Here is a 13106-nt window from a genome sequence, read left to right on the forward strand (position 1 = left end):
CGAGCACATACAAACGCGTTATTGCTCTATGTTTCGTCTCTGTTGTACTTGATGGTTGATTTTGCTGTGGGCGACCGCTTTCTGCTTCAATCGATGCTTGAAGAACAACCCCTCATTTTTAACAGCACCTATTTTTTAAAAAACGCTTTGCGGCCAAGTCTTTCTACAATCCGAGGAAACAAGGTATAAATTACACTGCCGGTGTTCATCCACCTCGGCAGATTAATTTCTCTTTTATTTGTGTTCATTGCTTTTACCACTTCACGGGCCACTTTCTCCGGCTTCAGCATCCAACGCGCTACATTTTTCGCATAGGAACCGGAGGGATCAGCTGTCGTAAAAAACTCTGTAGCGATTGGTCCCGGATTCACTGCAGTCACATGAACTCCATCGCGCGCCATTTCCATACGGAGACTGTTTGTATAACCGAGAACGGCATGCTTTGTTGCTGCATAGATGCTCGATTTAGGTGTAGCCATCTTCCCTGCCTGTGAAGCAATGTTGATAATATGGCCGCTTTTCCTAGCTTTCATATGTGGAATGACCATTTGCGTACAGGCAATCAAGCCAAGGACATTCACCTTAAACATCGCTTCCGTTTCCTCCCACCTGGCTTCATGCGCTTCGCTAAATATGCCAAAGCCTGCATTATTGATGAGAATATCGATAGCAGACACCTCTTCAAGCATTTGGGAAAAGACCTTCTCAACCTCGGCTTTTTTGCTAATGTCTACGGAGTAAATACGAACATCAGCAGAAAAAGTACGGCTCAGCGTTTCCTTCACCTCTTCCAGACGCTCCTGGCGGCGAGCCAGCAAAATAAGCCGCGCTCCTTCTGCTGCTGTCTGCTTAGCGATTTCCATCCCCAGGCCGCTCGATGCCCCCGTAATGACGACTGTCTTTCCTTGCAAGCGACTCATTGTTCTTCCCCTCCTCACAAAGGAAAATAAAACAGAACACCCTGGTCATTCTGCTCTGCGCCCGCTTCACCAATATCGAGAAGATAATCGAGCTGGCCCACCGTTTCTGACATCGTTAAAGCCGTCTCTTTTTTGTATACAGCCGGGAAAAGACGCATGCATACTTCGAATGCAGTAAGCGGCCTTTCTTGCAGCATCTCTTTTACGGACATCGCCCGCTCATGCTGACGCTCCAAACGACGAGTGATAAGCGGAACGATATTTCTCACTTCTTTCCCGTGCCCTGTGTAGACGATATCAACTGGAAAACCCATCATTTTTTTTAGTGAATGATTGTATTGAAGCTGTGGCTTTGGTCGTTCTGTTCCTGGAATCAGCGGCGGCTCCAACAACGGATTGGAAGAGATGGTCGCCAAAATATGATCGCCCGCCACCAAAGCACCATCTTTTTCCCGAAAGAAAGCGAGATGGCTTTGGGCATGGCCAGGCGTTTCGAAAATACGCCAATCCGGCAATCCCGGAAGCTGATCTCCTTCCTGCACAGCGATCGTCAGGGCACTTTTTTCGCTGCTGAATTTTAGCGGTGATTGTATTTTGCCAAACACAGCTTCTGCTTCAGGAGGCAAACCGGATTGTAAAAAAAGCTCCCGGAAAAACAGAAAATTCTCCTGTAAAAACTCGTCATCTTTCGCGAGCCACTTTTTACAGTATGGATGCCCGATAATATCAATTCCTTCAGGAAGAAAGTCAAGCAACCCAATATGATCGGGATGATGATGAGTCAAAATCACTTGTTCAACGTCCTCAACTGTATACCCCACCTCTGATAAGCCCGAGGTGAACGCTTCAAAGGAAGCCGCAGTTTTTACACCCGCATCCACCAGCGTTAAACGATCTCCTTTTATTAGAAAAACATTTACATCACCGACTGGAAAAGGTGTCGGCAATGTGATTTTTATAATATCGCCAAAGCTTTCTACATTCATAAAAGAAACACCTACCTGCATCATAATAAACATATCTTTATTTCAAAAAAATAATCTTTTTATCCATTTTAGCGTTTCAATAGTAATTTGTCATTATTTTCACACAATACCGCTGGAAAATTTGACTTATTTTTTCATTATCCCTTGACAGATAAGAGTGTTTTTTGCATAATCACATATAACTCAAACTATAATAAGTTAAAAGAACATTCTAAAAATAAACGAGCGATGAAAAAGGATTAGTAAATAAAAAATGGTGTCAGAGAATGGGGCCCGCCGGCTGAGAAGCTCCATCACCCGCTTTTTTATTGAACCTGCCTTTTGAGCCTTTAGGAAAACCTAAACGCAAACCCGGCGTTATCGGGCCAGAGTGTGCGGAAATTCGTTTCTGCAAACAAAGGTGGTACCACGGAAGCAAACACCCTTTCGTCCTTTATTAGAGGACGAAAGGGTGTTTTTTATTGTTTATTGATCGACTCACTTTTATTAAAGGAGGATGTTCAGATGAAAACGACATTTATCGGTGCCGGCTCCATGGCAGAAGCAATGATTTCGGGTGCCTTATCAAGCGGTGCTTTGGCTGCTGGCGATATTTATGCGACAAACAGAGCGGATATAGACAGGCTTCAGGAACTGGAAGGCCGCTACGGCATTCATACCAGCTATGAGATAGAATCCATGCTTTCGGACAGCGGCATTGTTGTGCTAGCTATGAAACCAAAAGATGCAAGAGATGCTTTAAAAAAGATTAAAGCTTACCTATCCCCTTCCTCGTTAATCATTACATTGATGGCAGGTGTCACCACTCATTTTATCGAACAGGAGACAGGACGCCCTTGTGCAGTCGTCCGCGCCATGCCAAACACATCTGCTGCAGTTGGAAAATCCGCGACGGCGATTGCGATTAATGAGCATGTAACAGAGCAGCAAAAAACAGCGGCCCTTGCCCTTTTCTCTTCTATTGGTCTCACGAAAATAGTAAAGGAAGAACAGCTGGATGCGGTTACCGGCCTTTCGGGAAGCGGACCCGCTTATATTTACTATGTAGCCGAAGCAATGGAACAAGCAGCGGAAGCCATTGGTCTTGAAAAAGAAACTGCAAAGCCGCTCATTATTCAAACGCTGCTTGGCGCAGCTGAGATGCTTTCCGCTTCAGAAGGGAAAGCCGAACAGCTCCGCAAAGGGGTAACAAGTCCGGGAGGCACAACAGAAGCTGGCATCCGAATTCTAGAAGACAAAAAAGTAAAAGAGGCTTTTGTGAACTGTATCATTGAAGCTACTGCCCAGTCGAAACGTCTTGGTCTGCCTTATCAGAATCCTATCAAACAATAAGCTGATCATTTTCACTGTTCAAAAAGCCTTGCTATAATGGAATGTGGCACAGACCGAAGGAGGATTCCAATGGCAAGGAAATTATTTGAACCTTACACTATCAAAGATGTTACTTTAAAGAACCGGATCGTTATGTCACCTATGTGCATGTACTCCGCTGAAGAGGACGGCAAAGTCAATGATTGGCATCTCGTTCACTATCCAGCCCGGGCTGTCGGCCAGGTTGGCTTGATTATGGTGGAAGCAACCGCCGTCACGCCTGAAGGCCGGATTACCGAGCATGATCTTGGTATATGGAGCGATGATCATGTACCAGGGTTCAAGAGACTCGCTCCACTTGTGCAGGCTCATGGGGCGAAAATTGGTATTCAACTCGCTCATGCCGGACGTAAATCAGAAGTGAGAGGCGAGATTCTTGCCCCTACTGCCCTGTCATTTGATGAAACAATGAAAACACCGAAAGAAATGACGGAAAGTGACATTAAACGAACCATCCAAGCATTTACAGATGGAGCTAGACGAGCAAAAGAAGCCGGCTTTGATGTAATTGAACTTCACGGGGCCCACGGATATTTGATCAATGAATTTCTTTCCCCGTTAACGAACCATCGGGAAGATGAGTACGGTGGAAGCCCGGAAAATCGATTCCGTTTTCTAAAAGAAGTGATTATAGCAGTCCGGGACGTTTGGAGCGGTCCGCTGTTTGTCCGCGTGTCAGCCCATGACTATCATGAAAATGGCCTGGATGCTGAGGATTACAGCGAAATCGCCAAACAGCTAAAAGACCTGGATATTGATTTAATAGATGTAAGCTCAGGAGCTGTAGTACCTGCCAAGATCAGCGTCTTTCCTGGTTACCAGGTGAAATTCGCTGAAACTATCAAACACGGAGCTGACATCCCTGTCGGTGCTGTTGGCATGATCACTTCTCCTACCCAGGCGGAAGAAATTTTGCGCAACGAACGGGCAGACTTAGTTTTTCTCGGACGCGAGCTGCTGCGTGATCCATACTGGCCTCGGCGGGCCGCAATAGAACTAAAAACAGAAATTGAAGCTCCCGTGCCATACGAACGGGGCTGGTAACAAAAAAGTCTATTTTCATTAAGTAAGCTTACTTAATGAAAATAGACTTTCTACTTTCTGATTTTATTTTAAATTAAAAACTCCATGAAATCATGCGCCAACGTGACCGGCGCAAAAATTTCTTCCGCTTCTCTTTTTAGGTTCGTTGCTTCTTCTTTTGTATATCTTGAACTAATATGATTTAAAACGAGCGCTTTGACTCCAGCCTGTTTGGCCATTTCCGCAGCCTGAACTGTTGTTGAATGAAAGTAGTCATGAGCCATCTGCGGATTTTCTGCTGAAAAAGTGGCTTCGTGAATCAGTACATCCGCTTCGTGGGCCAGAGCAACAGCCGCCGCGCAGGGTCTTGAGTCGCCAAGAATCGCAATAATTTTTCCTTTTTGCTGCGGTCCGGTATATTTACTCGGGTCAATGAGCCGGCCATCCTCTAACCTAACCGCATGCCCCAATTTAATTTCCTTATATAAAGGTCCCGGAGGTACCCCATCTTTTTTTAACTCGTCAACGAGCAGTACTCCCGGCTTATCCTTTTCTTGAAGACGATATCCATACGACTCGATTCCATGGTCAAGCCGGCGAGCTGTTACTATTAGTTGATCGTCTTCAAATACAAGCCCTTCATCTATTTCTATTATGTCTAACTCATATTGCAGTCTTGTCCCGCTTATGCCGATAGAGACCTGAATAAACTCTTTGATTCCTTTCGGCCCATAAACCGTTAGCGGCAGCTCGCCCCCCTGAAAAGAGCGACTACCAAGCAGGCCCGGCAAACCGAAGATATGATCCCCATGCAAATGGGTAATAAATATTTTTTCAATTCGTCTTGGCTTAAGAGAGGTATGTAAGATCTGGTGCTGCGTCGCTTCCCCACAGTCAAATAACCAGACGGTTCCCCTTTCGTTCAACATTCTTAATGCCAGCGAACTTACATTTCTCAATTTTCCTGGCATGCCTGCCCCAGTTCCTAAAAATAAAATGTCCATCCTGTCCACTTCCTTAAAAAAATTTAACAATAAGACAAAAAAATACGTTAATCTGCAACAGTTAAGGGTATACAAAGTAAAATGCTGTCTACACAGAGGGAGGTTGGGCTTTTGAAAAGATTAAAATCAGCTTTCAAAACATCCGCTACTACCTTGTCTGATGGAGCAAAAGAATACCTGGGAACAGAAAGAGAGCGGATTGAGGGTGCACTCACAGCCAAACAAATCTATAAAAAGCAGGGACGAGAAGAAGTAGAGAAATGGGTCTCGATTATTCGTGAAGGAGAAATGCGCTTAAACAGCGATCTTGATTACATGTACTTAATCCCTTACATTCAATTGGCTATTCAATACAAGATTCCCTATATAGTAGTAGAAAGTGACGAACTGGAAACAAACATCGGCCTTATTATTGCTCATGCTTGCGCAGTTGACAAAGACAGCATTTGGCTAAAGGATGAAAAAAAATCGGAAGGAACAGCCCCTCTATTACACTTAAACGGCAAATTAAACAGTTTTTCGCCATTGAGGGTGAACACTCCTAAGCAATAGCTGCCTATCCCTTTCACTCGCCCTCTAACTTACTATCTTTCTGCTTAAGGCCGGATACGGCTTTGCTGCCATCCGGCCTCTTTTTGCTTGCCCGCTGGATAATTCCTTCTCCATATTTATTTCCTAGCATTTCCATTGTCTCTGCTAATAACTCTTCTTTAGCCGCCTGCTCATATGAAAATAAATCAAGCTGTATATCTGCCTGTCTTTTCTCCACCAAATCGGACAGTGTAATACCGAGCAGGCGGACGCCGTTTCCGTTCCAATGCTTTAAAAATAAATGTTTGGCTTCCCGTAAAATATCCTCCGGGCTCTCCGTCGGTCTAGGTAGCTTTTTACTTCGGGTGATAGTCTTCCAGTCTTTATAGCGAATCATTACACTAATTGCCCCCCTAGCACTTCCTTTCTTTGCAGGCGGACAGCTACTCTTTCAGAGAGCTGGTGGAGCACATTGAGAAGCTCCTGCTGTTTTGTCTCATCTTTTGGCAGTGTAATTGATTGCCCGACGCTTTTAAAGTCATTGGCAGCATCGGGATCCACTTTGCGTCTATCGATCCCATTGGCCCGCTCTCTTAAACGGATTCCTCTAATGCCAAGTTGGCTCTTCAACAACTGGTCGTTCCCCTTAGCTAGATCTCCAATCGTTAAAATTCCGTCAGCAGCTAGCTTATCTGCTGTTTTTTGCCCGACCCCATGCATTTCTATGACAGGAAGAGGCCATAAAATTGATGGCACCTCTCTTTTTCTTAATACAGTAATGCCAAGCGGCTTCTTCATGTTTGAAGCCATTTTAGCCAAAAACTTATTCGGAGCAATGCCGATACTGCATGGTAATAGTAAATGCTCAAGAATTTGCTGCTGAATTTCCTGAGCAATATCAAGCGGACTCCCAAGTGAATAGCTATTGGTTATATCTAAATATCCTTCATCAATAGATACAGGTTCTACGAGTGGGGTGTATCGGGAAAAAACACGGAAAATTTCCCGAGACGCCTCCCGATACCTTTCAAAATTCGGGGGAGGATAATTAAATTTGGACATAACCGCTTTGCTTCCCGAACAGTCATCGTTGTTTTTACCCCGTATTGTCTCGCTTCATAGCTGCAGGTGACAATAATGCCCTTCCGCTCTTTTGGGTTTCCGGCAATCGCCAGCGGCTTGCCTCGCAGAGAGGGATCATCGGCGATTTCTACCGAAGCATAGAAACTATTCATATCAATATGAAAGATTACACGACCATTTTTCGGATAAAACTCTTCCAATCTCTCCACTTCCCGCTGTGATTTTAAATAAATATTCCCCCTTATTATACAACGAAAAAGATAAAAGAACATGCATTCTCCTAAAAGTGCTAGTCCTCCTCTTCGTTAGAATATTCGCGGCAACTAAATAAGAAGGAAAAACCGTTTACAAACTTTTTTTAATATTATAAACTGTGATTAAATGAGCTTCCTCTTTTCACTATTTTTGTAAACCTGAAAAACCTATCCAATTTATATGAATAAGAACTGTTTAGTCTGCTCACTTTTCCTTCCAGAATTGTTTCAGCAGTCAAATAGCCAGTCTGTACCAGCCTGCCTATTCATCAGGTTGAATACTGCTGGCTTTTATTGTACTAAAAAACAACAAGTCAACATTGAGCACTGGTTAGTCATTCTTGGATAGGTGACTGTTTACAAATAATCAATCATAGTCAGGGTCTCATACGTCCCTGCTCACTTTTGGGCCATACTACCAAAAATGGATCATGGTTTTTCCCTTCTGATTAACCAACTGTTCTCCAGTAAAATCAGAACTATCAAATAATGGGGTGAACAAAAATGGCAGTACATGAAACATTAACGAATGAATTAGCATCACTTGATAAGAAACACTTTATCCATCCTACTTCTTCGATTAAAGAACAGCAGGAAAATGGGCCAGCTATTATTTTTAAAGAAGGAAAAGGCGTTTATTTAACGGATATTAACGGAAAAAAGTACCTGGAAGGCATGGCATCCCTTTGGAATGTCAACGTTGGTTATGGGCGGACAGAGCTTGCTGAAGTGGCGAAAGAACAATTAGAAACTCTTCCCTTCGCTTCAAGTTTTGCTACTTTCAGTAATGAACCGGCTATCCGCCTGGCAACTAAGGTAGCAGAAATGGCGCCAGGAGATTTAAATGCTGTCTTTTTCACTTCCGGAGGGTCTGAATCGAATGATACATCATACAAGCTCGTTCGCCATTATTGGAAAATAAAAGGTCAGCCCAACAAAACAAAAATCATTTCCCGTCAACGTGCTTATCACGGAGTGGCAGTCGGTTCTACAAGCGCTACTGGCATCCAAGACTTTCACCATATGACTACTTCTCTTGCTGCGGGATTCGTTCACACTGAATCTTTTTCACCGGAAGCGCTGAGAAAGACAATTGAAGCAGAGGGAGCCGACACAATTGCTGCGTTTATTGCAGAGCCTGTTCAAGGAGCGGGAGGAGTAAATATTCCACCGGACGGTTATTTCCAAGAGATTCGCAAAATTTGTGACGAATATAATATTTTACTCATTGCCGATGAAGTTATTACTGGATTCGGCCGAACAGGAAAAATGTTTGCCTGCGAGCATTGGGACATTGTACCGGATGTTATGCTGCTTGCCAAAGGGATTTCCAGCGGCTACATTCCACTCGGTGCTGTCGTTGTTCGTGACCATATTCATCAAGACTTTATTAACCTATCCGAAGGCACTCTCCTGCATGGCTTTACGTATAGCGGTCATCCAACAGCGTGCGCGGTCGGTTTGAAAAACATTGACATTCTTGAAAGAGAAAACCTCGTGCAAAACTCAAAAGAAATGGGAGCGCTGCTTCACGAAAAATTAAAAAGGCTCCAAATAGAAACAGACATCGTTGGAGAAGTTCGTTTCCTCGGTTTGATTGGCGCCCTGGAAATCGTCAAAGACCGACAAACAAACGAACGCTTCCCGAAAAAACTTGCTCCGCAAATTATTACAGAAGCAAGAAAGCGTGGACTCATCTTACGCACAGTCACTTTTGGAGAATCAGATACAATCGTCTTCGCTCCGCCGCTCGTCATTAACGAGAAAGAAATAAATGAACTTGTCGATATTTTAAAGGATGCTATTTTAGAAGTTCAACAAGCTAACTAAGTAAAAAAGCACAGAACTATAAATAGGTTCTGTGCTTTTTTATGGCTCAGGCAGACGGTACTTTATGATTTTTCATGTACTCTTGTATCTCCTTAATCCCTTCGAGCGAAGAAACTAATATGTCCGGATCAACAATTGTTACCATGCGCTCCGAAAAAGCTGCGATTCCTGTGAAATATTTCGTCTTTTCATAAGAAGCGATTCCCAGCTGCTTTAAAGACTCTGCGGGAACATCAATAATTTCTTTTGCTTCTTTTACTAGAAAGCCCACAGACAAAGCCTCTGTTTGAACGACGAGCAGCCGTGCGTCCTCTGATTCAGCGAGAGGTCGATCGTAAAGGACCGATTCAAAGTCAATGACCGGGATTAACTCTTCCCTCGCTTTAGTGATCCCTCTCATATAAAAAGGCATATGAGGAATAGGATTAATGAATTCTACTTTTTCTATAGAAACTACTGACTGTACCGGAACCGCATATTCTTCCTGACCGCTCTCGAAAATAACCGCTTTATTTATTAATTGCACGAAAACGCCTCCTCTGGCTTTTTCTTCTAATGTACCATAAGGAGAAGGGAATAGGCAAAAAGACCAGCATAAAAATCATTATCAGATTTCTTTATTGTTCGCTATTCCTGCTGCCTGCGCGCGTTACAATCGTCTTCACGTATTTTCCGTTAACTAGTGCTTTTTAAGAGTTGCATGTTTATATTTTTAAACCGGCCTTCTGAAAGAGAAGGCCGGCTGCTCTGCAATCTTTTATTCTTCCTCAGCAGTAATTGCTACGATTGCTGTTGCCATTTCAGCGAGCTTGACAAGTTCTTCAATAGGCATTCTTTCATTTTTCGTATGAATTTCCTCATAGCCGACAGCCAGGTTTACTGTCGGAATACCAAAGCCCGCAATCACGTTGGCATCACTGCCTCCGCCGCTCGTTAACAATTTACTTGGACGGCCGATACGCTCAGCCGCTTTCTTAGCCACTTCAACAACATGGTCTCCATCGCCAAACTTAAATCCCGGATACATAACTTCTACATGCACGTCTGCCCGACCGTTCATTTCTCCCGCTGTTTGTTCAAACGCTTCCTTCATTTTGCTTACTTGTGCCTCCATCTTCTCCGGAACAAGTGAGCGTGCTTCTGCTAAAATAGAAGCATAGTCACAAACAATATTCGTTGCTTGACCTCCTTCAAAGCGGCCAATATTAGCAGTCGTTTCCTTATCAATCCGGCCGAGCGGCATTTTTGCAATCGCTTTTGCGGCAATCGTAATGGCAGATACCCCTTTCTCAGGTGCAACGCCAGCATGAGCTGTTTTCCCAAAAATCTCTGCCTTGATTTTCGCCTGTGTCGGAGCGGCTACAATAATGTTGCCTACTGTGCCGTCACTATCCAATGCATAGCCAAATTTCGCTTTCACAAGAGAAGAATCCATCGCTTTTGCCCCAACAAGGCCAGACTCTTCTCCTGCTGTAATAATAAATTGGATCATGCCGTGTCTGTAATTTTGTTCTTTTAACACTTTAATCATTTCAAGCATTGCAGCAAGTCCTGCTTTATCGTCTGCGCCAAGAATGGTTGTTCCATCTGTCACGACATATCCATTTTCAATGCGTGGCTTTACGCCGACTCCCGGAACGACCGTATCCATGTGGGATGTAAAATAAATTGGGTCTATTCCGTCCTTCGTAGCTTCAAGCGTGCAAATTAAATTGCCGGCCCCATGCCCAGTTTTAGCAGCGGAATCATCTTCATACACATGTACACCGAGTGCTTCAAACTTGCTTGTCAGCACTTTAGCAATGGCGGCTTCATTTTTCGTTTCTGAATCAATTTGAACTAGTTCAAGAAATTCATTCACTAACCGTTCTTTATTAATCATCTTATGTACCTCCCTGCTTCTTTCCATTTTCAGTATACTCCTTCCACTGGACAATTCCAAATCTTTCACATAGAAAAATCCCCGCCCGGTACATAAAGTTTCCGGACGGGGAAAAATGTTAAAGCGGAATGTTGCCGTGCTTTTTCTTCGGACGCTCCTCTTTTTTCGTTCTCATCATTTCAAGCGCTTGAATTAGCTTTATTCTTGTTTCACGTGGATCAATCACATCATCAACCATTCCGTGTGAAGCAGCGACGTATGGATTAGCAAATTTTTCCCGGTATTCTTCAATTTTTTTCGCTCGTGTTTCTTCCGGATTTTCACTGTTTGCAATCTCTTTTGCAAAGATGATATTTGCTGCCCCCTGTGGCCCCATGACGGCGATTTCTGCATTAGGCCAAGAGAACACAAGATCCGCACCTATAGACTTACTATTAAGAGCAACGTATGCCCCACCATAGGCTTTGCGTAAAATGACCGTGATTTTTGGCACAGTTGCTTCTGAATACGCATATAAAATCTTTGCCCCATGGCGAATAATGCCGCCGTGTTCCTGTTTTACCCCCGGGAAAAAGCCGGATACATCTTCAAACGTAATGAGCGGAATATTAAAGGAATCACAAAAACGGATAAACCGTGCCGCTTTGTCGGATGAATCAATATCCAGCCCTCCAGCCATAAATTTTGGCTGATTACAGACGAGGCCAACCGTTTCTCCTTTGATGCGAGCAAAACCAACGACAATGTTTTTTGCAAACTCTTTTTGCACTTCCATGAATGAGCTTTCGTCTACTACCTGTTCAATGACCTTTCTAACATCGTAAGGACGAAGCCCATCAAAAGGCACGATATCTGTTATATCTTCACGGTAATCATTCTCCGGGCAGGATTCAACCATCGGGGGTTTTTCTTCGTTATTTTGCGGCAAATAAGTCAACAAGTTGCGAACCATCTCTAATACTTCTTCCTCAGAACTGCCGCGGAAATGGGCGTTTCCACTGATCGCATTATGTACCTTTGAGCCGCCAAGATCTTCGGAAGAAATTTTTTCTCCCGTGACGGTTTCAATAACCTTTGGCCCGGTAATAAACATCTGGCTCGTTTCGTCAACCATGAAAACAAAGTCGGTAATAGCTGGTGAATACACAGCTCCTCCTGCGCATGGCCCCATAATGACAGAAATTTGCGGAATGACGCCAGAGTAGATTGCGTTCCGATAGAAGATATGCCCGTAACCGTCCAGTGAAACGACGCCTTCTTGAATACGCGCTCCTCCCGAGTCATTCAATCCGATAAAAGGGGCTCCGTTTTTCGCTGCCAAGTCCATCACATTGGCTATCTTTTTAGCGTGCATTTCTCCAAGCGCACCGCCAAAAACGGTGAAATCCTGGGAGAATAAATAAACAGGGCGGCCATTTACTTTCCCATAGCCCGTCACTACTCCGTCGCCCGGCCCTTTCACGCCTTCTAATCCAAAATATGTACTGCGATGCTCAATAAACGGATTAATCTCAACGAATGAGTCAGGATCAACAAGCAAATCAATCCGCTCGCGAGCTGTCAGCTTGCCTTTTTCGTGCTGCTTTTCAATTCGTTCATCACCGCCGCCCAGCTCTACCTCCCGGCGTCTGTCATACAGCTCATTAATGCTCGTGAAAATATCTGGCGTTGTCATAATAATTTTCTTTCTCCTTCCATCTTGCTCTTGTCGCAAAGCTCAAACAACACACCATGTGCCGATTTAGGATGCATGAAGGCCACTTCCGCTCCGCCAGCCCCTGGCTTTGGTGTTTCATTGATCATATGAATGCCGTTTTCTTTTATCTCCTGAATGCGCTTTTCAATATTCTTCACTTTAAAGGCCACATGATGGATGCCTTGGCCCCGCTTTTCAATAAATTTCGCCACAGTACTTTCACTGCTCATCGGTTCAAGCAATTCAAACTTCACATTTCCGGCATCTATAAAAGCGACTCTTACTTGCTCCGAAAGTACTTCCTCTGTTTTAATTAAGGTAAGTCCAAGCTGCTCGGTATAAAAACGCAACGTCTCTTCCAGCGAGCTAACTGCAATACCGATATGATCCACTCGATTCATCGTAATGGCCCCCTTTTTGAAAAGAACTGAAACATGTGTAGTCTTCGATAAGAATCCAAAAATCCCTTCTTTTTTAATGCTTTTATCCCGTTAATCTAACTTGAGATTTTACGAAAAAACCGCTA

Annotated in this window: 11 protein-coding genes, 1 pseudogene and 1 other annotated feature; of the genes and pseudogenes, 4 read left to right on the top strand and 8 right to left on the bottom strand. The window is 43.9% G+C overall.

Going from position 1 to position 13106, the window contains the following annotated elements; genetic code table 11:
* Window positions 1–128 precede the first annotated feature (128 nt).
* Together CJ483_RS05730 and CJ483_RS05735 are read right to left on the bottom strand one after the other, a co-directional pair.
* Window positions 129–920, bottom strand: coding sequence for an SDR family NAD(P)-dependent oxidoreductase (locus tag CJ483_RS05730; RefSeq protein ID WP_120032767.1), 792 nt, complete (start codon window positions 918–920; stop codon window positions 129–131).
* Between the two features lie 14 nt (window positions 921–934).
* Window positions 935–1906: an MBL fold metallo-hydrolase gene (locus CJ483_RS05735; RefSeq protein ID WP_120032770.1), complete on the bottom strand. Its 972-nt coding sequence runs from the start codon at window positions 1904–1906 to the stop codon at window positions 935–937.
* Window positions 1907–2125: 219 nt separating this feature from the next.
* Window positions 2126–2343 (top strand) — a binding site (T-box leader).
* A 67-nt stretch (window positions 2344–2410) separates the two neighbouring features.
* Here CJ483_RS05735 and proC point away from each other — a divergent pair.
* Together proC and namA are read left to right on the top strand one after the other, a co-directional pair.
* Window positions 2411–3238: a pyrroline-5-carboxylate reductase gene (gene proC / locus CJ483_RS05740; protein WP_120032773.1), complete on the top strand. Its 828-nt coding sequence runs from the start codon at window positions 2411–2413 to the stop codon at window positions 3236–3238.
* A gap of 69 nt (window positions 3239–3307) precedes the next feature.
* Window positions 3308–4321 (top strand): NADPH dehydrogenase NamA, encoded by a 1014-nt coding sequence (gene namA / locus CJ483_RS05745; RefSeq protein ID WP_120032776.1) that lies wholly within the window; start codon window positions 3308–3310, stop codon window positions 4319–4321.
* Window positions 4322–4389: 68 nt separating this feature from the next.
* On the opposite strand, the gene rnz is transcribed toward namA, so the two are convergent.
* Window positions 4390–5304 carry a ribonuclease Z gene (rnz, locus tag CJ483_RS05750; RefSeq protein ID WP_120032779.1) on the bottom strand — a complete coding sequence of 305 codons (915 nt, stop codon included), beginning with the start codon at window positions 5302–5304 and terminating at the stop codon, window positions 4390–4392.
* Window positions 5305–5415: 111 nt separating this feature from the next.
* Here rnz and CJ483_RS05755 point away from each other — a divergent pair, with 111 nt between their 5' ends.
* Window positions 5416–5856 carry a DUF1694 domain-containing protein gene (locus CJ483_RS05755; RefSeq protein ID WP_182916975.1) on the top strand — a complete coding sequence of 147 codons (441 nt, stop codon included), beginning with the start codon at window positions 5416–5418 and terminating at the stop codon, window positions 5854–5856.
* 13 nt (window positions 5857–5869) lie between these two features.
* On the opposite strand, the pseudogene CJ483_RS05760 reads toward CJ483_RS05755, so the two are convergent.
* Window positions 5870–7070, bottom strand: a pseudogene (locus CJ483_RS05760) (DNA polymerase IV).
* Between the two features lie 606 nt (window positions 7071–7676).
* On the opposite strand from CJ483_RS05760, the gene CJ483_RS05765 reads away from it, so the two are divergent.
* Entirely contained in the window at window positions 7677–9002 is a 1326-nt protein-coding gene (locus CJ483_RS05765; protein ID WP_120032785.1) for an aminotransferase family protein, read from the top strand.
* A 46-nt stretch (window positions 9003–9048) separates the two neighbouring features.
* On the opposite strand, the gene CJ483_RS05770 is transcribed toward CJ483_RS05765, so the two are convergent.
* The 4 genes from CJ483_RS05770 to mce form a co-directional block, all read right to left on the bottom strand.
* The gene (locus CJ483_RS05770; protein ID WP_120032787.1) at window positions 9049–9528 is read right to left on the bottom strand and encodes a chemotaxis protein CheW; all 480 of its coding nucleotides are present in this window, start codon (window positions 9526–9528) and stop codon (window positions 9049–9051) included.
* Between the two features lie 231 nt (window positions 9529–9759).
* Window positions 9760–10884 carry a M20/M25/M40 family metallo-hydrolase gene (locus CJ483_RS05775; protein ID WP_120032790.1) on the bottom strand — a complete coding sequence of 375 codons (1125 nt, stop codon included), beginning with the start codon at window positions 10882–10884 and terminating at the stop codon, window positions 9760–9762.
* A gap of 118 nt (window positions 10885–11002) precedes the next feature.
* Window positions 11003–12559, bottom strand: a complete 1557-nt coding sequence (locus CJ483_RS05780; RefSeq protein WP_120032793.1) for an acyl-CoA carboxylase subunit beta — start codon at window positions 12557–12559, stop codon at window positions 11003–11005.
* On the bottom strand, window positions 12556–12981 hold the full coding sequence (gene mce / locus CJ483_RS05785) for a methylmalonyl-CoA epimerase (RefSeq protein ID WP_120032796.1): 426 nt from the start codon (window positions 12979–12981) through the stop codon (window positions 12556–12558). The genes CJ483_RS05780 and mce overlap by 4 nt, the downstream gene beginning before the upstream one ends.
* Window positions 12982–13106 lie beyond the last annotated feature (125 nt).

The organism is Bacillus sp. PK3_68, assembly GCF_003600835.1.
GTDB lineage: Bacteria > Bacillota > Bacilli > Bacillales > Domibacillaceae > Pseudobacillus.

Excerpts from the sequence above, each read along its gene's own strand:
- CJ483_RS05730 (WP_120032767.1), bottom strand. The coding sequence starts at position 920 with ATGAGTCGCTTGCAAGGAAAGACAGTCGTCATTACGGGGGCATCGAGC.
- CJ483_RS05735 (WP_120032770.1), bottom strand. The coding sequence starts at position 1,906 with ATGAATGTAGAAAGCTTTGGCGATATTATAAAAATCACATTGCCGACA.
- proC (WP_120032773.1), top strand. The coding sequence starts at position 2,411 with ATGAAAACGACATTTATCGGTGCCGGCTCCATGGCAGAAGCAATGATT.
- namA (WP_120032776.1), top strand. The coding sequence starts at position 3,308 with ATGGCAAGGAAATTATTTGAACCTTACACTATCAAAGATGTTACTTTA.
- rnz (WP_120032779.1), bottom strand. The coding sequence starts at position 5,304 with ATGGACATTTTATTTTTAGGAACTGGGGCAGGCATGCCAGGAAAATTG.
- CJ483_RS05765 (WP_120032785.1), top strand. The coding sequence starts at position 7,677 with ATGGCAGTACATGAAACATTAACGAATGAATTAGCATCACTTGATAAG.
- CJ483_RS05775 (WP_120032790.1), bottom strand. The coding sequence starts at position 10,884 with ATGATTAATAAAGAACGGTTAGTGAATGAATTTCTTGAACTAGTTCAA.
- CJ483_RS05780 (WP_120032793.1), bottom strand. The coding sequence starts at position 12,559 with ATGACAACGCCAGATATTTTCACGAGCATTAATGAGCTGTATGACAGA.
- mce (WP_120032796.1), bottom strand. The coding sequence starts at position 12,981 with ATGAATCGAGTGGATCATATCGGTATTGCAGTTAGCTCGCTGGAAGAG.